General features: G+C 70.8%; 15 protein-coding genes. 10 read left to right on the top strand and 5 right to left on the bottom strand.

The genetic code is table 11. The features are described from left to right. Positions 1-82 precede the first annotated feature (82 nt). Entirely contained in the window at positions 83-1,027 is a 945-nt protein-coding gene (locus ACZ6WH_RS17695; protein WP_469729344.1) for a MurR/RpiR family transcriptional regulator, read from the bottom strand. Between the two features lie 179 nt (positions 1,028-1,206). Between ACZ6WH_RS17695 and ACZ6WH_RS17700 the strand changes: the two genes are divergently transcribed. From ACZ6WH_RS17700 to ACZ6WH_RS17710, 3 genes are all read left to right on the top strand, one after another. Next, complete coding sequence (locus tag ACZ6WH_RS17700; protein ID WP_469729345.1) at positions 1,207-2,598, top strand: MFS transporter; 1,392 nt, start codon at positions 1,207-1,209, stop codon at positions 2,596-2,598. 151 nt (positions 2,599-2,749) lie between these two features. After that, the gene (locus tag ACZ6WH_RS17705) at positions 2,750-3,964 is read left to right on the top strand and encodes a metal-dependent hydrolase family protein (RefSeq protein WP_469729346.1); all 1,215 of its coding nucleotides are present in this window, start codon (positions 2,750-2,752) and stop codon (positions 3,962-3,964) included. A gap of 246 nt (positions 3,965-4,210) precedes the next feature. Next, on the top strand, positions 4,211-8,023 hold the full coding sequence (locus tag ACZ6WH_RS17710) for a molybdopterin-dependent oxidoreductase (RefSeq protein WP_469729631.1): 3,813 nt from the start codon (positions 4,211-4,213) through the stop codon (positions 8,021-8,023). A 40-nt stretch (positions 8,024-8,063) separates the two neighbouring features. Here the strand turns inward: ACZ6WH_RS17710 and ACZ6WH_RS17715 are convergent, their stop codons facing one another. Next, positions 8,064-8,483, bottom strand: coding sequence for a TOBE domain-containing protein (locus tag ACZ6WH_RS17715; RefSeq protein ID WP_469729347.1), 420 nt, complete (start codon positions 8,481-8,483; stop codon positions 8,064-8,066). A 272-nt stretch (positions 8,484-8,755) separates the two neighbouring features. On the opposite strand from ACZ6WH_RS17715, the gene ACZ6WH_RS17720 reads away from it, so the two are divergent. From ACZ6WH_RS17720 to ACZ6WH_RS17735, 4 genes are read left to right on the top strand one after another with little or no spacing between them, the layout of a single operon-like run. Then, on the top strand, positions 8,756-10,798 hold the full coding sequence (locus ACZ6WH_RS17720; RefSeq protein WP_469729348.1) for a carbohydrate binding domain-containing protein: 2,043 nt from the start codon (positions 8,756-8,758) through the stop codon (positions 10,796-10,798). A 40-nt stretch (positions 10,799-10,838) separates the two neighbouring features. Next, the gene (locus tag ACZ6WH_RS17725) at positions 10,839-12,194 is read left to right on the top strand and encodes a glycosyltransferase family 2 protein (protein WP_469729349.1); all 1,356 of its coding nucleotides are present in this window, start codon (positions 10,839-10,841) and stop codon (positions 12,192-12,194) included. Then, the gene (locus ACZ6WH_RS17730; RefSeq protein ID WP_469729350.1) at positions 12,191-13,198 is read left to right on the top strand and encodes a UDP-glucuronic acid decarboxylase family protein; all 1,008 of its coding nucleotides are present in this window, start codon (positions 12,191-12,193) and stop codon (positions 13,196-13,198) included. Before ACZ6WH_RS17725 ends, ACZ6WH_RS17730 begins: the two co-directional genes overlap by 4 nt. Positions 13,199-13,206: 8 nt before the next feature. Then, entirely contained in the window at positions 13,207-14,244 is a 1,038-nt protein-coding gene (locus ACZ6WH_RS17735; protein WP_469729351.1) for an endo-1,4-beta-xylanase, read from the top strand. Here ACZ6WH_RS17735 and ACZ6WH_RS17740 read toward each other — a convergent pair. Beyond that, a complete protein-coding gene (locus ACZ6WH_RS17740; protein WP_469729352.1) occupies positions 14,159-14,917 on the bottom strand; it encodes a DUF6071 family protein in 759 nt (252 codons plus the stop codon). The two genes, ACZ6WH_RS17735 and ACZ6WH_RS17740, sit on opposite strands and share 86 nt — an antisense overlap. A 314-nt stretch (positions 14,918-15,231) precedes the next feature. Between ACZ6WH_RS17740 and ACZ6WH_RS17745 the strand changes: the two genes are divergently transcribed. Both ACZ6WH_RS17745 and ACZ6WH_RS17750 read left to right on the top strand, forming a co-directional pair. Beyond that, entirely contained in the window at positions 15,232-15,984 is a 753-nt protein-coding gene (locus tag ACZ6WH_RS17745) for an ANTAR domain-containing protein (RefSeq protein ID WP_469729353.1), read from the top strand. Positions 15,985-15,987: 3 nt separating this feature from the next. Beyond that, positions 15,988-16,722: a GAF and ANTAR domain-containing protein gene (locus ACZ6WH_RS17750; RefSeq protein WP_469729354.1), complete on the top strand. Its 735-nt coding sequence runs from the start codon at positions 15,988-15,990 to the stop codon at positions 16,720-16,722. A 19-nt stretch (positions 16,723-16,741) separates the two neighbouring features. On the opposite strand, the gene ACZ6WH_RS17755 is transcribed toward ACZ6WH_RS17750, so the two are convergent. After that, complete coding sequence (locus ACZ6WH_RS17755) at positions 16,742-18,124, bottom strand: PAS domain-containing protein (RefSeq protein ID WP_469729355.1); 1,383 nt, start codon at positions 18,122-18,124, stop codon at positions 16,742-16,744. Between the two features lie 233 nt (positions 18,125-18,357). Between ACZ6WH_RS17755 and ACZ6WH_RS17760 the strand changes: the two genes are divergently transcribed. Beyond that, on the top strand, positions 18,358-18,642 hold the full coding sequence (locus ACZ6WH_RS17760; RefSeq protein ID WP_432863087.1) for a hypothetical protein: 285 nt from the start codon (positions 18,358-18,360) through the stop codon (positions 18,640-18,642). Between the two features lie 44 nt (positions 18,643-18,686). Here ACZ6WH_RS17760 and ACZ6WH_RS17765 read toward each other — a convergent pair whose 3' ends face one another. Continuing rightward, positions 18,687-20,348, bottom strand: a complete 1,662-nt coding sequence (locus ACZ6WH_RS17765) for a CocE/NonD family hydrolase (protein ID WP_469729356.1) — start codon at positions 20,346-20,348, stop codon at positions 18,687-18,689. Positions 20,349-20,386 lie beyond the last annotated feature (38 nt).

A 20,386-nucleotide genomic window follows, 5' to 3' on the forward strand; every position in this document is an offset into this window, starting at 1 on the left:
GTCTCGCCCCCCCCCCGACACCACTTGGCCCCCTTCGAGCACGTGCAGGACCGCACCCCGCACCGTCGTCAACGGCGCCTCCTCAGGCGTCCCTCGCCGGGCGTTGTGGTGTCGGGTCCGGTGGGGTTGGGCGGCGGTGGAGGAGGGCGAAGCGGGCCCAGGCTGCTTCGGCCTGTTCGACCGATGCGCTGGTGCGGGCCGGGTCGACCGCGGCGAGCTGGGCGACCAGGGCCTGTACCACTGCCATCCCCGCGGTGAGGGAGGGGAAGAAGGCCACGCCCTCGGCCGGCACCATCAGCACGCGTTCGGCCGCCTCGGCCAGGGCCGGGCTCGCCGCGTCGGTGACCGCGAACACCCGGGCCCCCTTGGAGCGCGCCTCGTCGGCGGCGAGGATGGTGCTCTCGTAGAGCCGCCAGAAGCTGATGGCGATCAGTACGTCGTCGGCGCGCAATGTCGCCACGGTGTTGGCGAGTTCGGCGTCCCCGTGGGTCACCGACATCACCTCGTACCCGGCGATCCGGGCGTTGTGGGACAGTGCCATGCCCACGGCGGCGTAGCTGCCGTCCGCGATCACCACGGTCCGGCGGGCCGCGGCGACGGCCTCGGCGACGGTGCGGATCGCCTCCTCGTCGAAGCGCCGGTTGAGCAGCGCGAGGCTGTCCAGGTCGCGTCGCAGTGAGGCCGCGGACGGTGCGGTGACGCCGCGGTGTTCCGCCGCCACCTGGGGGGCGCTGAGCGAGGACAGGTACCGGGCCCGCAGCTCCTGCTGGAGGGCCGGCCAGCCGGCGAAGCCCAGGGCCTGCGCGGTTCTGGTCACGGTGGCGACGTTGACGCCCGCCAGCTGTGCGAGCTCCACGGTCGAGGCGTACGAGGCCCGGCGCGGCTGCGACAACAGCACCTCGACGACCGCGGCGGCCTTGGGGCTCAGCCCCCGGTCGGGAAGGTGCGCCCGCAGCCAGTCGTCGAAACCGTCCGCGGCCGGGGCCTGGTGCGCGGCGGCGGCTCCGGTGGTCGCCGGCTCTGTCACATGACCCTCCCCATGACTCGGGCTCCATGCTCACGCTAGCGCGATCTCGCCAGGGTCCCCTCGGGGGCCCCGGGGTGACGTGTGCTTCTTCGTGGCTGTGCAAAGAGTATTGCGTATGGCGGAATACGCAGGTTACTTTGCTCGCCGTCTCATCGCTGCTGATCGCCGGAAGGTGTGGCATGTCGCTGCTGGCACGACTGGATCGGCTCCCGCTGAGCCGCCCGCACTACTACCTGCTGTTGATCGGCGGCCTGGGCTACACCTTCGACGGCATGGACTCGGCCGTGGTCGCCTTCCTGCTCCCGAGCGCGCAGGCGGCCTGGAGCCTGGACAACGGCCAGCTCGGGCTGATCGGCTCGGCGGCGCCCTTCGGGTTCCTGTTCGGCGCGGTGGCCGCCGGGCTGCTCGGCGACCGCATCGGCCGCAAGAAGGTCATGATGTACGCCCTGGCCTTCTACGTGGCCTTCTCCGTCGTCGCCGCGGTCGCACCGACGTACGAGATCTTCCTGCCCGCTCGGGTGCTCGCCGGCGCCGGCGCGGGTGCGGAGAGCGCGATCATCGCCCCGTTCCTGTCCGAGTTCGTTCCTGCGAACCGGCGAGGGTGGTTCGTCGGCGCGCTGGCCGGGTTCTTCTCCTTCGGCTTCGTCGCCGCCGCGCTGCTCGGCCGGTTCGTCGTCCCCACCCTGCCCGAGGGGTGGCGAGTTGCGCAGCTCATCACCGCGTTGCCCATCGTGATGCTGCTGTGGTGGCGCCGGTCCCTGCCCGAGTCACCCCGGTTCCTGGTGGCCAACGGCCGTCACACCGAGGCCGAGGAGATCGTCGCTGATCTGGAACGACGAGTCGAGGCAGCCACCGGCCGGCCGCTGCCCCCGGTGGCCGAGGCCGCGGCCGGGCCCGCAACGGTCACACCCAAGGTCAATCTGCTCAGCGCGCTGAAATTCCTGTGGAGCCCGGCGATGGCCCGTCGTACGGCGATCATCTGGCTGATCTGGTTCGTGGTCACGTTCTCGTACTACGGGTTCTTCTCCTGGATCCCCACACTGCTCGTGCAGCGCGGAATCACCGTGACCAAGAGCTTCGAGTTCTCGATCATCATCTACCTGGCCCAAGTGCCCGGCTACTTCTCGGCCGCGTGGCTGTCCGAACGGCTGGACCGCAAGAACACCATCGCGCTGTACCTGGCAGGCTCGGCCCTCAGCGCGTTCTGGCTGAGCCAGATGGACGATCCCGTGATGATCACGCTGGCCGGCGCGGTGCTGTCGTTCTTCCTCAACGGCACCTACGCGGGCGTGTACTCCTACACCCCCGAGGTCTTCCCGACCTGGATCCGGGCCAGCGGCACCGGCCTGTCCAGCGCCTTCGGCCGGATCGGCAGCATCCTCGCCCCGACCATCATCGGTCTGTCCGCCGCGTCCCTCGGCTTCGCCGGCGTGTTCGGCCTGACCACCGCTGTGCTCGTACTCGGGGTCGTGTGCGTGGTGGTCTTCGGCCTGTCCACGGCCGGCCGGTCGCTGGAGGACCTCACCGAAGGCGGCGAACCCACCGCGACGGCGAAGGACATGGTGAAGTGAGGGCCCATCGACTCATCCCGCCGGCGGGCGAGTTGTGCTGCTGCTCCTCGGGCAGCTGTGGCGAAGTATCCGATTCCGTCGCGCACGGCATGCTGGCTCCACTGGTGGTGCCTGCCCCGCGCGCCCTTGTCGACCAGGCCGGAGGCCGGACATGACCGATTCCCTGCTGCTGCGCAACGCCACTCTGCTCGATGTCGTCAACGGTGCGTACACCGAGGGCGACCTCCGCTGCGCCGACGGGCGGATCGTGGAGACGGGGGCGGGGCTGAAGGCGCCCGATGCCCGGACCCTCGATCTGGGCGGGGCTGTCGTCATGCCCGGCCTGATCGACGCCCATGTGCACGTCACCGCACTCACCGCGGGGCTGGGCGAGCTGCCCTCCCTGTCGCCGTCCTACGTGGCCGCGCACAGCGCACGGATCATGGGGCAGATGCTGGACCGCGGCTTCACCACGGTCCGGGATGCCTCCGGCGCCGACTACGGCTTGGCCGACGCACAGGCGGAGGGCCTCATCCGCGGACCCCGACTGCTTTTCTGCGGACGGGCGTTGAGCCAGACCGGCGGGCACGGTGACGTACGGGGCCGCGGTACGCACCGGAGCGACGACCACCCCTGCTGCGCGGGGCTCGGCCGGGTCGCCGACGGCGTCGACGCGGTACGGGCCGCCGCACGCGACGAGCTCCGCAAAGGCGCGCACCACATCAAGGTGATGGCCTCCGGCGGTGTCGCCTCGCCGACCGATCGCATCGACTCCACCCAGTACTCCGACGACGAACTGCGGGCCATCGTCGAAGAGGCACGGGCCGCCAACCGCTACGTGGCCGCCCACGCCTACACCGCGCGCGCCATCAACCGTGCCCTGGAGGCGGGCATCCGGTCCATCGAGCACGGCAACCTGCTCGACGACCGCAGTGTGGAACTGTTCGTGGCGCACGACGCGTACCTGGTGCCGACGCTGGTCACGTACTGGGCGCTGAAGGAGGAGGGCAGGGAGCACGGATTGCCGGAGTCCAGCTGGCGCAAGGTGGACGAGGTACTGGGCGCCGGCCTCGCCGCCCTGGAGCGTGCCGCGCGGGGCGGGGTGAACCTGGTCTATGGCACCGACCTGCTCGGCGGCATGCACCGGCACCAGAACGAGGAGTTCCGGCTGCGCGCGCAGGTGCAGGACCCGATCGACATCATCCGGGCGGCCACGGCGAACGCGGCCGAACTCGTCAATATGACCGGCCGGATCGGGACCCTCGAACCGGGAGCCCACGCCGACCTCCTCGTACTCGACGGCGACCCGCTCACCGACATCGGCGTCCTGGCCGACCCCAAGCACATCCGCCACGTCGTGCAGGGCGGTGAGGTGGTCACGGGGTGACTGCCCGGGGAGCCGGGGCCCGGGGAGGGAGAGGACGAGCACCGTCGTGTCGAGTGCCTGTACGGCGGCCTTGAACGTTTCTTGATCGGGTGTGGAGAGGCCCGTGTGATGCTCGGTCCGAATGTCGCCAGGAGTGACATCGGGCCGAGCAGAGCAAGGGAGGCGCCCGTGGCCACGCCGGGTTCGCGGAGTGAGGGCACGACGACGGTGCGGACGGTCTGCTCGTACTGCGGGGTGGGCTGCGGCATGGTCCTCGAAGTCGGCCGGGGACCGGACGGGCGGCGTACGGTCCTGAAGGCGACGGGGGACAAGGAGCACCCGGCGAACTTCGGCCGGCTGTGCACCAAGGGCGCGACCACCGCAGACATGCTCGCCGCACCGGGGCGCCTGACCACGGCCCTCGTCCGGCCGGACCGCGGGAGGGAGCCGCGGCCCGCGCCGGTGGCGGTCGCCGTCGCCGAGACCGCCCGCCGCCTGCGTGCGATCGTCGACGAACACGGCCCGGATGCCGTCGCCCTGTACGTCTCCGGGCAGCTGGGCCTGGAGGCGCAGTACCTGGCGAACAAGCTGGCCAAGGGCTTCCTGGGGACCAACCGGATCGAGTCCAACTCCCGGCTGTGCATGGCAAGCGCCGGTACCGGTTACAAGCTGTCGCTGGGCGCGGACGGGCCGCCCGGCTCGTACGAGGACTTCGACCGGGCCGACGTGTTCTTCGTCATCGGTTCCAACATGGCCGACTGCCATCCCATCCTCTTCCTGCGGATGATGGACCGAGTGAAGTCGGCGGGCGCCAAGCTGATCGTTGTCGACCCGCGGCGCACCGCCACCGCGGCCAAGGCCGACCTGTTCCTGCAGATCGAGCCGGGTACGGATCTCGCACTCCTCAACGGACTGCTGCACCTGCTGCACATCAACGGTGACACCGACGCCGAGTTCATCGCCGCGCACACCGAGGGCTGGGAGGCGATGCCCGACTTCCTCGCCGATTACCCGCCCGCCACCGTCGCCGGGATCACCGGCATCGCGGAGGACGACCTCCGCCGGGCGGCGCGACTGATCGGTGCGGCGGGGGAGTGGATGAGCTGCTGGACGATGGGCCTCAACCAGTCCACGCACGGCACCTGGAACACCAACGCGCTGGTGAACCTCCATCTCGCGACCGGCAGGATCTGCCGTCCCGGCAGCGGGCCCTTCTCCCTCACCGGCCAGCCCAACGCCATGGGCGGCCGGGAGATGGGATACATGGGACCGGGGCTGCCCGGACAGCGGTCGGTACTTGTAGACGCGGACCGCGCTTTCGCCGAGGAACTGTGGGAGCTGGCGCCGGGCACACTGCGGGCCGACGGCGTGGGCCGGGGCACCGTCGAGATGTTCCAGCGGCTGGCCGACGGCGACATCAAAGCCTGCTGGATCATCTGCACCAACCCGGTCGCCTCCGTCGCCAACCGCAAGACGGTCATCGCGGGCCTGGAGGCCGCCGAACTCGTCATCACCCAGGACGCGTTCGCCGAGACGGAGACCAACGCGTACGCCGATGTCGTACTGCCGGCCGCGTTATGGACCGAGGCCGAAGGCGTCCTGATCAACAGCGAGCGCAACCTCACCCTCGCCCGGCCGGCCACCGATCCGCCCGGCGAGGCGATGGCCGACTGGCGGATCATCGCCGCTGTGGCCCGCGCGATGGGGTACGAGAAGGGCTTCGCGTACGACAGCGCCGAGGAGGTCTTCGAGGAGATCAAGCGCGCCTGGAACCCGGCGACCGGCTGGGACCTGCGCGGAGTGAGCTACGAGCGGCTGCGCGCCACACCGGTGCAGTGGCCGGCGGCGAGCGCGGAGGGGCCCGACCGCAACCCGGTCCGGTACGTCGGTGCGGACGGCTCGCCGGTCTTCCCGACCGAGAGCGGCCGGGCGGCCTTCTACGCGCGCCCGCACATCCCGGCGGCGGAGATGCCCGACGACGACTATCCGTACGTGCTGAACACCGGCCGTCTGCCGCACCAGTGGCACACACTGACCAAGACGGGCAAGGTGGCCAAGCTGAACAAGCTCGACCCGGGCCCGTTCGTGGAGGTGCACCCGCGGGACGCGGCCGGGCTCGGACTGGCCGAGGGCGATTCGGTGGAGGTCGCCTCGCGGCGCGGACGGGCCGTGCTGCCCGCTGTGGTCACCGATCGAGTACGGCCGGGCTGCTGCTTCGCGCCGTTCCACTGGAACGACCTGTTCGGGGAGTACCTGAGCATCAACGCGGTGACCAGCGACGCCGTCGACCCGCTGTCCTTCCAGCCCGAACTGAAGGTGTGCGCGGTGTCGCTGACCAGGGTGGCCGCCCCGGTGACGGTGCGGCCACCGGCCCTGGCGGGCGCGGGGACGGGGAGAAGGGAGCCGGCCTCCGTGCCGCGATCCTCCGGACCGTCCGCGGACGTCCCGCGCCGACAGGTCGTGATCCTGTGGGCGTCGCAGACCGGCAACGCGGAGAAGTTCGCGATCAACACGGCCGACCGGCTCACCGCCGCCGGCCATTCCGCCGCCCTGCTGTCCATGGCGGAGGCCGACCCCGCCACACTGCCGTCCGATGGCGACCTGCTGCTGGTCACGAGCACCTTCGGCGACGGCGAGGCCCCGGACAACGGTGTGGCGTTCTGGGACACTCTCGCCTCGCCCGACGCGCCGCGCCTGACGGGCAGCCGCTACGCGGTCCTGGCCTTCGGCGACTCCTCCTACGACGACTTCTGCGGCCACGGCCGCCGCCTCGACGCTCGTATGACGGAACTGGGCGCGGTACGGCTGGCCCCGCGCACCGACTGCGAACCGGACTACGAGAGCGCAGCCGATGCCTGGCTCGACGGGGTACTCGACGCGCTGCAGGCGACTCGGCCGCCGGTTTCCGGGGCGGAAGCAGCCCCTTCCGCCCCGGTGGTTTTCCGGCCGGGCGGCCGCCGCCCTGCCCTTGTCACCGCTCGTCTCGCCGGCAACCGTCTGCTGAGCCTGCCCGGTGCGGGCAAGGAGGTGCGGCGCTTCACCTTCGACACCCGTGACAGTGACACCCCGCTGATCTATGAAGCCGGGGACGCGCTGGCGGTGCACGCGCTCAACCGGGCGGAACTCGTGACGGAGTGGCTGGCCGTCACCGGGCTGGACGCGGAGGCGACCGTCGAGGTCAAGAGTGTCGGAGACGTGCCCTTCGCCGAGGCGCTGCTGCGGCATGCCGACATCACCCGCATCACGCCCGGCCTGCTGCGCTTCGCGGCGGACCGGGTACGCAACCCACGCGAGTTGCGGAAGCTGCTGCGGCCCGGCAACAAGGGCGAGCTGGCGAAGTGGTCCTGGGGACGACAGGCAGTCGACGTCGTCGCCGAGTTCGGTGTCAGGGCCGGTGCACAGGAGTGGGCCGACGTGCTGGGACGCCTGCAGCCTCGCCTGTACTCCATATCCTCCAGCCCGCTCACCGGCCCCCACCTGGTGTCGCTGACGGTCTCCGTCGTCCGCTACGAGAATCTGAGCGGCCACCCCCGCCACGGTGTGTGTTCGCCCTTCCTCGCCGACGCCGAGCGCGGCGCCCCGGTGCCGGTCAGTGTGCGGCCGGCGCCGCACTTCCGCCCGCCTGCCGACCCCGGCACGCCGGCGGTGATGGTGGGCCCCGGCACCGGTGTAGCGCCCTTCATCGGCTTTCTGGAGGAGCGCCGGGCCCGCGGCCACCGCGCCCCGAACTGGCTGTTCTTCGGCGAGCAGCACCGTGCGACGGACTTCTATTACGAGCAGGAGCTGAGCGCGTTCCTCGCCGAGGGCACACTCACCCGCCTGGACACCGCCTTTTCCCGGGACGAGCGCGCCAAGGTCTACGTCCAGGACCGGATGCGCGAACACGGTCCGCTGCTGTGGTCCTGGCTGCGCGACGGCGCACACTTCTACGTCTGCGGCGACGCCTCCCGCATGGCCAGGGACGTCGACCGGGCCCTGCGGGAGATCGCCACTGTCCATGGCGGCCTGACGGAGGCCGAGGCGGCGACGTACGTCAGACAGCTCGCCGCCGACAAACGCTACGTACGGGACGTGTACTGACCACTGTCCTGTACGCCGCGCCCGTGGTTTCCCCGCCGCGTCATCCGGCGGAGAGCGAGACCTCCGTCGACTTGAACAGGACGGTGACGGCGGAGCCCTGGGTGAGGGCGAGGTCGGTGACCGCGTCCTTGGTGATCGCGGCGGTCAGTTCGGCGCTGCCGACCGAGACCCTGACCGAGGCCATGGCGGCGCCGGTCGAAACCTCGCGCACGGTGCCGGACAGCCGGTTGCGGATGGACAGGCCCTCCACCGGACCGGTGGCCAGTGCGACCTCCGTGGCCTTGACGAGGGTGTGCACCGCGGCGCCTTCGGCGAGACCGAGGTCCTTCACGGCGTCGAGGGTGATGGCGGCGGTGATGTCCTGGCCGCCGTCGAGGCGCACCCTGACCGTGGCCATGGCTTCGCCCGGAGTGACGGAGGTGACGGTGCCGGGGATCTGATTGCGGATGCTCAGGCTCATGACGGGACGCCTCGCAGAGTGTGGAGATTTGTCTGTCTTTGGGTCGCTACGTGGCCACCATAGCCCTGCGAGGGCGTTCCTCCGCTCTGCGGCGCCGCTCGGTCTGCCGCCGTGCGAATCGGCCACGGCAGTTCGGCCGATCGGCGCCTCACCCGCTTCAGTGGGCTCACCTACTGTTTGGGGCGTGCTCGAACTCCCCACCCGTGGGGCGACGTTCGGGCTCTGCGGTGCTGTTCCGCCGGCACCAGCCGATGACCTGGGAAGGTAGCCCCATGGCCCACCGCCGCGGTGTGTATTTTCTGGCGAACGACGGTTTCCTGGACTACGCCACCGCCTTCCTCAACAGCTTCCGGCGCTTCAACCCGACCCTTCCGCTGTGCCTCATTCCCTTCGCCGACGACATCGCCGCACTGCGCGCACTGCGGTCGAGCCATGACTTCTCGGTGTTGGAAAATCGCGCAGTACTCGAAGCGTGTGACACGGTCGGTACCGCCATCCGTGGCACGCCCCGCGGACACTTCCGGAAACTGGCCATGTGGGAGGGGCCGTTCGACGAGTTCGCCTACTTCGACTCCGACACCGTCGTGCTGCACAGCGCCGACTTCGTCTTCGACCTCCTCGCCGACTACGGCTTTCTCACCGCCCACGGCAACGACCCCACGACACGCCGGTTCGTATGGAACGACTCGATCGAGGCCACCGGAAGGCTGACCGAGGAGCAGATCTCCTTCGCCGGGGCCACCGGCTTCCTCGCCTCCCGCAAGGAGTGCCTGTCTCTCGCGGACGTCGTCGAGCGGTTGCCGGAGATACGTGAGCTCGTGCCACACATGTGTCCCGGTCTCAACGACCAGCCGGTGCTGAACTACCTCATGGTGACGTCCGGTTATCGCTTCAGCAGCCTCAGCGGTCTGACGTGGGCCGGCGCGACGGACCTTCCCCTGGAGTGGTGGGGCGGCCATCCGGTCGGTGCCGTCGAGGACGGCCGAGTGGCCTGGCCGGACGGCCGGCAGCCCTTCTTCCTGCACTGGTCCGGTTCGCTGAAGCAGGCGGCGGCGCCCCTCGTCAACCACGCACTGTGGGAGGCGTACCGTGATGGCGCCGTCTCGGATGCTCACGCTGGACCACCTGCTCCGGGCACCCCCGCCGCACCTACTGCCGAGGTGCCGGCAGCCACCGACGCACCGATCACCTGTTCCTTCGATGACGGCACGACACAGGGCTGGTCCTGCCGCGTCGGCAGCGCGCGAGTGCAGGCCGGCGACACCTTGGCACACAGCGGAACCCACAGCCTGCGGTGCGGCAGCCGCACCGAGCCCTGGGAAGGCCCCCGGCTGGCGCTCCCCGCCCCGCCGACACCCGGCTCCACCTACACCTTCCGGCTGTGGGCCCGGCTCGCCCCCGGCGAGGCACCCGCCGCGCTCAAGCTCACCATCGAGCGGCACACCTCCGACACCGTCCGGTACGACACCGTCGTCCCGGAGACGCCGGTCACGGCTGGCGGCTGGACCCGGCTCAGCGGCACCTACACCCTCACCCACGAGGCCACCCGGCTCATCCTCTACGCCGAAACGGTCCACGGCACCGCGCCCTTCCACATCGACGACTTCACCATGACCGTGTCCGGCCCCGCGACCGCCTCCGCCGACCACGCGAGCCCGTACGGCCTGACCAGCGAGACCGACGGCGAACTGATCAGGACCGTGCTGCTCAACGCCGCCGCACTCAGGGACGGACAACCCCTGCGAGTCCTGGAATGGGGCTCGGGACGCAGCACCCTGGCCCTCCCGCAGCTGCTCGCCGACGCCGGTATGGCGTGCCACTGGACCAGCCTGGAACACCACCGGGGCTACTTCGACACCGAGCTGCTCCCGCACCTGGCAGCCCGGCCGGGAGCCGCCGTGCGGTACATGGACGACGGGACGGCCATCGCCGGCGAGACCGACGACATCCGTACCCACGACATCCGCATCGAGGTGCTGTGCTGGGACAGGGGGCCGGTGCACCCGCACTTCGGAATCAGCCACCACGCGGACCGCGAGGCCGACCTCGACGACTACGTCGACCACCCCACCAAGGTCTCCAGGGGCCCGGGGGAGTACGACGTCGTTCTGGTGGACGGGCGCAAGCGCCGTCGCTGCCTGCTGGCCGCCCGGCAGTTCCTCGGGGACCGCACGGCCGTCCTGCTCCACGACGCGGGCCGCCCGTACTACCACTGCGCACTGGAGACGTACCCCGCCGGCCGGTTCATCGGAGACGAGCTGTGGATCGGTGGCAAGGACCAGCAGCTTCTGACCGAACTGCTGCGCCATCGATAGCAACGCCATGAGCCGCATCCACCCCTCCATGGAGCCACCCTTGAGCGTCACCGTCGCCATCCCGACCACCCTCGAACGCCCCTCCGTGCGTGCCACCGTCGAGTCCGCGCTGGCCGCCGCGACATCGTGCGGTCCGCATGCCGAAGTGCTGGTCGTGGTCAACGGCACGCCCCCGTCCCCCGACCAGCTGGCCCACCTCGGCTCCCCACAGGTACGGGTGGTCCGGTTGGCCCGCCGCAGCGCGCCCGCCGCACGTAACGGCGCCCTGAGCGCGGCGCTCCACGACACGGTGCTCTTCACCGACGACGACTGCCGGCTGCCGTCCACCTGGTGTACGGATCTCGCCACGGCGCTGGTTGCTCCCGGCGAGGTCGCCGTGGCCGCGCCGGTCCGTGCCGAAGGGCCGGGCCCGTTGCTCGCGTACATGAACCACCAGCGTCTCTTCGACGCGCCACCGGACGGCGCGGGCGGTGCCGGGTACGTGGTGACGGCCAACTGCGGCGTGCGGCGCGACCGGCTCCCGCTCGGCATGCGGTTCGACGACGCGAACTTCAACAATGCCGCCGAGGACGCCGACTTCGGGATCAGGCTGCGCGCCGCCGGTCGCACCATACGGTGGCTGGCCGGGGCGCCGCCGGTCGCCCACCGGCTGTCCGGTGCCGTGGAGGAGATCTCGCGCAGGTGGCTCCGCTACGGCCGGGCCCATGTCCGCCTGTGCACCCGCAAACGGCACCCGGGTACGGCGCTCGGCGGCGTGCGCCGCTGGTACGCGGCCATGTGCGACGAGCCCGAGCGCATCCACCGCTGCTTCAGCGAGCTGGCCGACCCCGCTCTGCGCGAGGCGTTCACGGCGTACGACCTCATCCTGGGCGCCTCCTTCCTCATCGGCTACCTCGAAGAGCTCGGCAACGAGTGGGGCCGCCCCCTGATCACGGTGGACCACGACAAACTCACCGCGGGGTGGGAGCGGGCGGCGATGTCGCAGGAGGCCCTGGTCTCCTCCGGGGCCTCTTCCGCGCCGGACGTGGTGCCCGACTATCACCGGTTCGGTGTTGCCCCGGGTGAGCGGCTCCGGGTGCCCGAGTGGCACGGCGACCTCCTGCGGACTCACGCAAGCCTTCGCGGGCGCGACGACAGCGCGCGTGACGGCGACGGCAACGACAGGGCGTACGAACATGACCTCGCCGCCTTTATGCGGTCCCCGCACCCCGCTGCCGCCCCCGCCCCCACCGCCGAGGAGCTTCACCGGGCCTGGGTCGCCTGCCCCGATGGCGCGCCGCGGGACACGGACGAGGCCGACGCGGTGCTGCGCGGAGCCGGACAGTGCTTTCGGGAAGGGGGCCGCGTCCTGGAGGCGTATCTGTTGGGGCGGCGGCTTCCCGGGAGCCGGGCATGAGCCGCCGCAGTACGGTGGTCGTCGCCGGCGGGGCCGGCTTCGTGGGCTCCCACCTGTGCCGGCACCTGCTCGACGGGGGACACGAGGTCATCTGTCTCGACAACCTCCTCACCGGCGACCTCCGCAACATCTCCGGGCTGGAGGAGCGCGGCCCGTTCCGTTTTCAGCGCCACGACATCACCCACAGCACCGGTCTGCCCGAGGCCGTCGACGTGGTCTTCCACCTCGCCTCACCCGCCTCGCCCCTCGACTACCTCCGCCATCCCCTCGCCACCCTCGCGACCGGCTCCACCGGTACGGACAACCTCCTGCGCCTCGCCCGGGAGAAGTGCGCCCGCTTCGTTCTCGCCTCGACATCCGAGGTCTACGGCGACCCGCTCGTCCACCCGCAGCCCGAGACGTACTGGGGCAACGTCAACCCCATCGGCCAGCGCAGCGTCTACGACGAGGCCAAACGCTTCGCGGAAGCGCTGACGGAAGCCCACCGCCGCACCTGCGGAACCAGCACAGGAATCGCCCGCATCTTCAACACCTACGGGCCGCGCATGCGATCCGCCGACGGCCGCGCCGTGCCCGCCTTCGTCACCCAGGCGTTGCGCGACGACCCGGTCACCGTCGCGGGCGACGGCCTGCAGACCCGTTCCCTCTGCTATGTCGACGACCTTGTCGAAGGACTCCTGCTGCTGTCCACCGCGGCGATTCCCGGCCCGGTCAACCTCGGCAATCCGTACGAGATCTCCATGCTCGACCTCGCCACCCGGGTGGTCCGGATGACGGGCTCCGCCTCACCGATCGTGTTCACCGAACGCCCTCAGGACGACCCGTCGCTGCGCCGCCCCGACATCACCCGGGCACGGCAGGAACTCGGCTGGAAGCCGACGACCGACCTGACGGCGGGGCTGCTCCGCACCATCTCCTGGTTCCGTTCGGCGGCATCAGGATCTGCATCGGCGTCCGGATCCGAGGCCGGAGCCACGGCAGCGTCGGCGTCGGCCCTGTCTTGACGCTCGTCTTGCCCCTCCGCGACCTTGCCGCCCGGCACGGCCTCAGCCTGGGCGCCGCCCTCACCGAACGCGGCCTCGCCGTACCCCGCTACCGGGAGCTCGCAGCAACGGAGTTCAGCAGCGTCACACCCGAGAACGCCATGAAGTGGGACCACCTGGAGCGGGATCGGCACACCCGCACCTGGGCCCGGGCCGACGCCATCGCCCGCTTCGCCGCACAGCACGGCCAGGAGCTGCGCGGCCACCCGCTGGTCTGGCACGACCAGCTGCCGCACTGGCTCACGGAGGGCCACTTCACACCGGCAGAGCTCGCCACCCTCCTCCGTACCCACGTCACCACCCTCACCCGGCGCTACGCCGGCACCGTCACCGCCTGGGACGTCGTCAACGAACCCATCGAGGACGACGGCTCCCCGCGCCGCACCCTCTGGTACGAGGCGCTCGGACCCGACTACGTCGCCCACGCCCTCACCTGGGCGCATGCCACGGACCCCGCAGCCCGGCTCTACGTCAACGAGTTCAACGCCTTGGCGGAAGGCCCCAAGGCCAAGGGGCTGCACGACCTCGCCGCGTCACTCCTCGACCGGGGCATCCCCCTGCACGGCGTCGGCTTCCAGTGCCATCTGCTCCTGGGGCAGGAGGTGCCCGGCCTGGCCCGCACGCTCAACAGCTTCGCCGACCTCGGTCTGGAGGTCGCCGTCACCGAACTCAGTGTGCGTATGCTGCCGCCGGTCACCCCCGCGAAGCTCGCCGCACAGGCCGCAACCTACCGAGCCGTCGTCGAGGAATGCCTCGCCGTGCCGGCCTGCACAGGCCTCACCGTCTGGGGCGTCGGTGACGCGGACTCCTGGGTGCCGCAAGGCAGCCGCAGCCGCTACGGGACCCCCACCCTGTACGACGACGCCTACCGTCCCAAGCCCGCCCGCGAGGCCATGGCCCGGGCACTGGGAGCAGCGGTGATCACAGCGTGCGGTCGCCAGGTCCGCGCGCTGCCGATACGGGGAAGAGCCGGCGCTCCGGCCGGGTATCCGGCGGTGTCGCCGTGAGCCAGTCGGCGAGTTGCCGGGCGAACCACGCGTGTCCTTCGGACAGCGGGTGCCCGTCGTCGGCGCGGGGGAGTCCCGCCACTGCCTCGTCGAAGGACGTGCCGGGCCGCGGTGGCAGGCCGCCCAGCACGGTGTCCGCCGGCAACTGGCCGGCGAACTCCGTCGCGATGTCCGGAACCGGGCCGCTGAAGGGGAACGTGAAGACGTACCGCCGGTGGTAGCCGCGCTCACGGAGGTAGTGGTCGAACAGGACCCAGTCCAGCAGGAATTCCGCGATCGCACCCTCCTCCGACCAGAGGTGGTCGAAGAAGGCGTCGGTGGGCCGATGTGCGCCGCGGCGCCACATGCCCATGCGGTGCCAGCCCCGGTCGGTCGCATGGTCGCGGTGGTCCACACGTTCCGTCGCCGAGTAGTAGTCGTGACGGCGGAGTTCCGTCCAGGCGATGATGGCCAGCACCTCGGGCGGGGCCAGCCCCCGCTCGGTGCGCAACGCGTCGAGCCGGTGCACCGTGCTCCGGACGGTACGCCGGTTCGGCGACGCGAACCGGGCGAGGTTGACATGGCCGGTGCCGAGCATTCCGGCAAGGACCACCGGCCACGTCTCACGCGACGGATCGTCCAGGCCCACGCCCTGGGTGTAGCTGTCGCCGTTGGCGACGATGAGGCGGATCACGGCATCCTCCCGGGAAGACCACACGGACGTGGGGCGGCCGGCCGCGCCGGTGCGCATGCTTGTCAACGCGGCGCTCACAGCGATGAATCGATGCCCGCCGCAGATGGTGTCACGGAGCGGGGTGAGCGGACGACGGTGCGCCAGGCCGCCACCACCAAATCGCGTCACAGGGGCGGTGCCGGCGAGTGGCGTCGTCGCTGATGGACCCGGAGCCGTTTTGTTCGCAAATGATGCGACGCCACCGTTGTGTCTTCCCTCGTGCTTTTCGCATCCTGCTGGCAGGCAGCGTAGGACTGGGGAAGGGTCGCTGCGTCGTGATCGGTGTCGTCATCTGCAGGTTGGTGGAAGCGCTGGCACACAGCGACGAGGACACTCTTGCGCCGCAGTGGGCGGGGCAGGCGGCCGAGGCTCTGGAGCTGGACGGAGTGGCGGCGACGCTGGTGACCGACGGCGCGGAGCTGGTGTGCTTCAGCGACGAGGTCAGCGAGCAGCTGGAGAACACCCAGTTCACACTGGGGGAGGGGCCAGGGCTCGACGCGGCGCGTGACGGTGCGATGTGCCTGCTGGCCGATGTCCGGGAGACGCCCGGTGACCGGTGGGCGGCCTTTCTGCCGGCCATCGCCGGCCTCCCGGTACGTGCCGTGTTCGCGTTCCCCCTGCGTCTGGGCGCGTTACGGGTAGGTGCCTTCACCGGCTACCGGGCCACGCCAGGCATGATCAGCCGGGAGCTGGTCGATGACGCACTGATCCTCTGCGACGCCCTGACCGAGTTCGTCCTCCGCCTGCACCTGACCCATCCCGATCCCGGCGCGGCGGACACCCGGCCGGGCCCGGCCGGACTCATGGCCCTGCACCGGGCCGAGGTGCACCAGGCCACCGGCATGATCGCCACGCTGCTGGACATCTCCATGCCTGCCGCCCTGGCCCGGCTGCGAGCCGAGGCCTTCGCCGCGAACCGCGACATCAACGACATCGCCCACGCCGTGATCCACCGTGAGCTGCGGCTTGCCGCCCACAGCGGTTCGGAGGGCGGCAAATCTAACCCCGAAGCGTCCTCACCGGAGTAAGAAGTGAGCACTGACCGTGAACAAAGATTGGCGGAGACCTTCATCCTGCTCTCTGACACGTTGTCCGACGACTTCGACCTGGTCGAGTTCTTCCAGACGCTGACCGACCGGTGTGTCGAGCTCCTCGACATCGCCAGCGCCGTCCTGTTCCTCACCCGGCCCAGCGACGACTTCCTGCACCCGTGCGCCTGGACCCCCGTACCGCCGCACACGGCGGACCTCCTGTTCACCGCCGCCACCGACAGCCCGATGACGCGCGCTCACCACACCGCGGAGACCGTGCTCGCCGTGGACCTGGCCCGTGTTTCCGGGCCGCAGTCCGACTTCGCTCACGAGGCCCGAAGAGCGGGCTACTCCCATGCCGCCGCCCTGCCACTGCGGCTGCGCGAGCGTGCGCTGGGGGCTCTGCTCACCCTCCACACCAGTGCGCCGGCCGGGAAGGAGCTGTGCCTGGCGCGGGCGCTCACCGATCAAGCGGCCGTCGGGCTGGTCCACCGCTACCGGTTCGAGGCCGAGACCACCCTCAACAGTCAGCTGTACACCGCCCTGCACAGCCGCGTCCTCATCGAGCAGGCCAAGGGCGTCCTCAGCGTCCATCTGCACTGTTCGATGCCCGAAGCATTCGAAGCCATCCGCCGCCACGCCCGCAGCAGCCGCCGGCCCCTGACCGACGTCGCCGCCGACGTGATCGACAGGGGGCTGCGACCCCGTAGAAAGTTCACCGACGCCGACGCGTAAGACCGTCCGGGGCGACCGGTCACGGACGATTCCCGGGGCCGCCCGGCAGATGCCGGACGAGGGCCGCGCGGGCGATGTCGGCGAGGGGGAGCCGCCTGGACTGTGCTGTGGCCCGCAGCATCACCGCCGCGTCGCGCATGCTGATGCCGTGGACCGCAGCCAGGACGCCGATCGCGGTGTTGATGTCGTCGGCATCACTGGTGGCCCGTAGCTCCTCGGCGATCTCGGTGTCCAGGTCGGCGAGCAGCACGACAGTGGCGATCTCGGCGAAGGTTTCCGCTTGAGCGGGCGGGCCCGTGGGTTCGGTGCGGCCCTTGCGGTAGAGGGTGAGGGTGCCCAGCGTGGCGGACGTCGAGCGCAGGGGGTACGCGAAGGCCGCCGTGACGCCGGCGCCGCACGCTGCGTCGGTGAACAGAGGCCACGAAGAGCCGAGCAACTCCACATCGGCCACCAGGACGGGTTCGCCGGTCTCGAACGCGGTCAACGACGGACCTTCGCTGGTCACCCACTGGATCTCCTCGACGCGCTGCGCCAAGAAGGAACTGACGGCGAGGTGGAACGGCACCGGGCCCCTGCCGTGCAGTGTGATCGCCGCGGCGTCGATCGTGGGCAGTTCCCGCACCGCCGCGGAGCACACCGCCGCCGCGCAGTTCCTGCGCGATTCCTGGCGTGCGGCGTGGACGATGCTGTGCCATAACGCGTCACGAGACGCCGTGCCGTGCGGCGGACCACCGGGCGCGCGGTGCGACGGGGTACTGGCGACGTGATGTGCCGGAGCGCCGGAGTCCTCGTCCGGCGAGTCGTGGGAGACGCCGGCCGGCAGGTCACCGCGCATGCCGCCGGACAGGTCACCGGACGCGGCATGCGGGGCCCTCAGCGCGGCGAGGGTCCGCTCGTACTGGGCGAGGGCCAGCATGGCGCGCCGCAGCATCGCCGGCGGCTGCCGCCCGCCGTCCCACAGATCGGTTCCGCGGCCCTCGCGCAGGGCGTCGTGCGCGGCGGTGATGTCCTCGACGTGGTGCAGCGCACCGATGACGTTCCCGTCGGCGTCCGTCAGCGGCGAATTGATCGGGCTCCACGTCTTGACGCGGAACGTGCCGGGACGGTCGCGGTCGGGGATGTCGTAGCGCTGCACCCCCATCTCGTCCGGAGCGCCGCCGCGCAGTACGCGTTCCAGCGAGCGGGTGAGGTTGCGTACGCCGGTCGCGGTGGCGTCCTCGGGGTTGTCCGGGAACGCGTCGAACATGAACGTACCGATCAACTCGTCGCGCGACCGCCTGGTAGCGCGCAGATAGGCCGAATTGACGCCCTGGATGTGCAGGTTCTTGTCGAGCACCACGTACGGGGCCGCGGTCGCCTCGAACAACTGACTCTCGCACGTGGTCCGGAGCACCGGATGCACGGTTCTCACCTCGTCAGATCACTGTGTAGTCCGCGGGTACCCTGCCCTCGGCCCAGGACGCGCGACAAGATAGCGGCTCTTGCAGGCGCGGCGCGAGCGACGGCGCCTTTCCTCGTGGCTCCGCCAGTCGGGTGCTGAGCTGCGCGCCCTCGTCTTTCCGAGGCTCATTGCGGCTATCAAGAAGGAGACACTTTCCGGCGGCGGAGCGGTGCGCCCGGACGACGAGGAGAGCAGTGACGGAGTGGAGCTCGTGGACAACGACCGGGGTGATCGCCGGACCGGGTGGTGTCGCCACAGTGGAAAACGGCGCTGTCACCGGCGACGTCACCGTGCACACCACCTGGTCCGCCGATGACGGTCTCGCGCTGGTCGCGGTTCAGTACACCGGTGCCTCGGACTGGTTCACGATGGTCGGCGGACCCGCCCACTGCTCCTCGGAGGCCGAGTCCCGGGAGCTCCACCAGGCGGCCGTCGAGGCGGCGCGCGCAGGAGGCGGGGCTACGGTTCCTACGACGTGAGCGTTTTTCTGCGACGTAAGCGCCGCTCTGCGGTCTGAGCGCCATCAGGTGACCTCGGTGCCGTGGGGGAGCAACAGCTCCGAGTCGGTGTGAAGCGTGATGCGCACCGGTGCCTGTGCGATGGCGCCCGCTGAGGCATAGCGCGGGTGGGCGCCGCCGCTGACCTGCCAGCGGATGCGGTGGCCGACGGCGAAGCGATGGGCCGTGGCGCCCATCTCCACGCCGACCTGCGCGGACTCCTGCGGAGCTGCCGGGAGGACCCCCAGTCCGTCGCAGAGGTTGACGGAGCGTCCTTGCGGGTCCACGTCGCACAGGCGGGCGAAAACGTGGGGATGGCCGGTGTCGGTGGAGACGGTCAGCCGCGCGGTGACCGGGCCGAGGATGTCGACGGCTTTGGTCAACGGGGGAGTGGTGAAGGTCAGGACGTCATCCCGGGCCTCCAGGGTGCTGTTGTCGCGAGGGCCGGCGGTGCGGGAGAGCAGCGGGCCGCCGAGGGAGGGGGTGGGGTCGGCCGGGTCGTAGCGGAACGACTCCAGTGGTGCGGAGTCCGTGGAAGCCTGCTGTACGAGACGCCCTTCCGGGGCGGGGTACCAGGAGGTGGCGGCCGGTTCGGACGGCCAGTCGTCGAGGTCCCGCCAGGCGTCTTCGCCGCCGACGCGTACGCGCACTCGTGTCGGGCGCAGGCCGGACGCGTCGCCTTCCAGGTGCGCACGCAGCCAGGCGAGGCTCTCGCCGAACACGACGGGCAGGCCCTGCTGGAACGCGGACGTGTGTGTCCAGGGGCCGACGAGCAGATTCGTCTCGCAGCCGGCCGCACGCAGCCGGCCGTACTGCTCGAAGGTCTGGTCGGCCAGCGCGTCGTACCACCCGGTGATCAGGCCGGTGGGCACGCGAAGCCGCTCCGCCGCCTCCCCGACGGACGTACCCTGCCAGAACGGGTCGTCGGCGTCCGAGCGGGCCAACGCCTCCTCCAGCCAGGCCGTTTCGGCCCCCAGGCCGGAGGCGTACGGCTCGTACGGCGGCCGCGCGGTGGATATCTCGCGGATCCGGCGCCGTAGGCGCAGCAGTGAGTTGAGGAAGGCGCGGGTGCCTCGGTGCTGGTAGGTCATGCCGACGCCGGACACGAGCGCGTTCTCCAGGTGGCGGACGCCCCCGCCGTGGAAAAAGGCATGCGGATCGTGCAGCCCCACCTGCACCACCATCGCCTTCAGCTCCGGCGGCGGGTCCAGGGCGAGGGCCCACTGCACATGGCCCAGATAGCTTGCGCCCACCGTGCCCAGGCTTCCGTTGAACCAGGGCTGCTCGCGGAGCCAGGCCACCGTCGCCCGGCCGTCGGCGGCCTCGTTGCGCCAGAGGTCGAACGCCCCTGCCGAACCACCGGTACCGCGACAGCTCTGCAGGACCACGTGGAATCCCTGTTCGGCGAAGAGCAGGCCGTACAGCGGAGCCCACGGCAGGCCCCGTCCGTAGGGCGAGCGGACCAGGAGGGTGGGGAAGTCGCCCTCGGCGCGCGGGAAGTAGTGGTCGGTGAGGAGCGGGCCGCCCTCGGCGGACGGCACCGCCAGCCCCGGCTCCCAACCCACCTCGTGCCGTTTCGCCGGGAGCCCTCGCCAGGTCGCCCGCATCATCCGTGCGGACAGCGGTGGCTTGGCGGCAGGCGGCACCCAGGGCGAGCTGGCCACGGCGTCGGGATTGCGTGCTGACATCGTTCCCCTCCTCCATTATTCCGTACAGTGTACGAGAA

It is taken from the genome of Streptomyces sp. NPDC050806 (assembly GCF_055586425.1).

Excerpts from the sequence above, each read along its gene's own strand:
- ACZ6WH_RS17730 (WP_469729350.1), top strand. The coding sequence starts at position 12,191 with ATGAGCCGCCGCAGTACGGTGGTCGTCGCCGGCGGGGCCGGCTTCGTG.
- ACZ6WH_RS17715 (WP_469729347.1), bottom strand. The coding sequence starts at position 8,483 with ATGAGCCTGAGCATCCGCAATCAGATCCCCGGCACCGTCACCTCCGTC.
- ACZ6WH_RS17710 (WP_469729631.1), top strand. The coding sequence starts at position 4,211 with ATGGTCCTCGAAGTCGGCCGGGGACCGGACGGGCGGCGTACGGTCCTG.
- ACZ6WH_RS17700 (WP_469729345.1), top strand. The coding sequence starts at position 1,207 with ATGTCGCTGCTGGCACGACTGGATCGGCTCCCGCTGAGCCGCCCGCAC.
- ACZ6WH_RS17720 (WP_469729348.1), top strand. The coding sequence starts at position 8,756 with ATGGCCCACCGCCGCGGTGTGTATTTTCTGGCGAACGACGGTTTCCTG.
- ACZ6WH_RS17705 (WP_469729346.1), top strand. The coding sequence starts at position 2,750 with ATGACCGATTCCCTGCTGCTGCGCAACGCCACTCTGCTCGATGTCGTC.
- ACZ6WH_RS17765 (WP_469729356.1), bottom strand. The coding sequence starts at position 20,348 with ATGTCAGCACGCAATCCCGACGCCGTGGCCAGCTCGCCCTGGGTGCCG.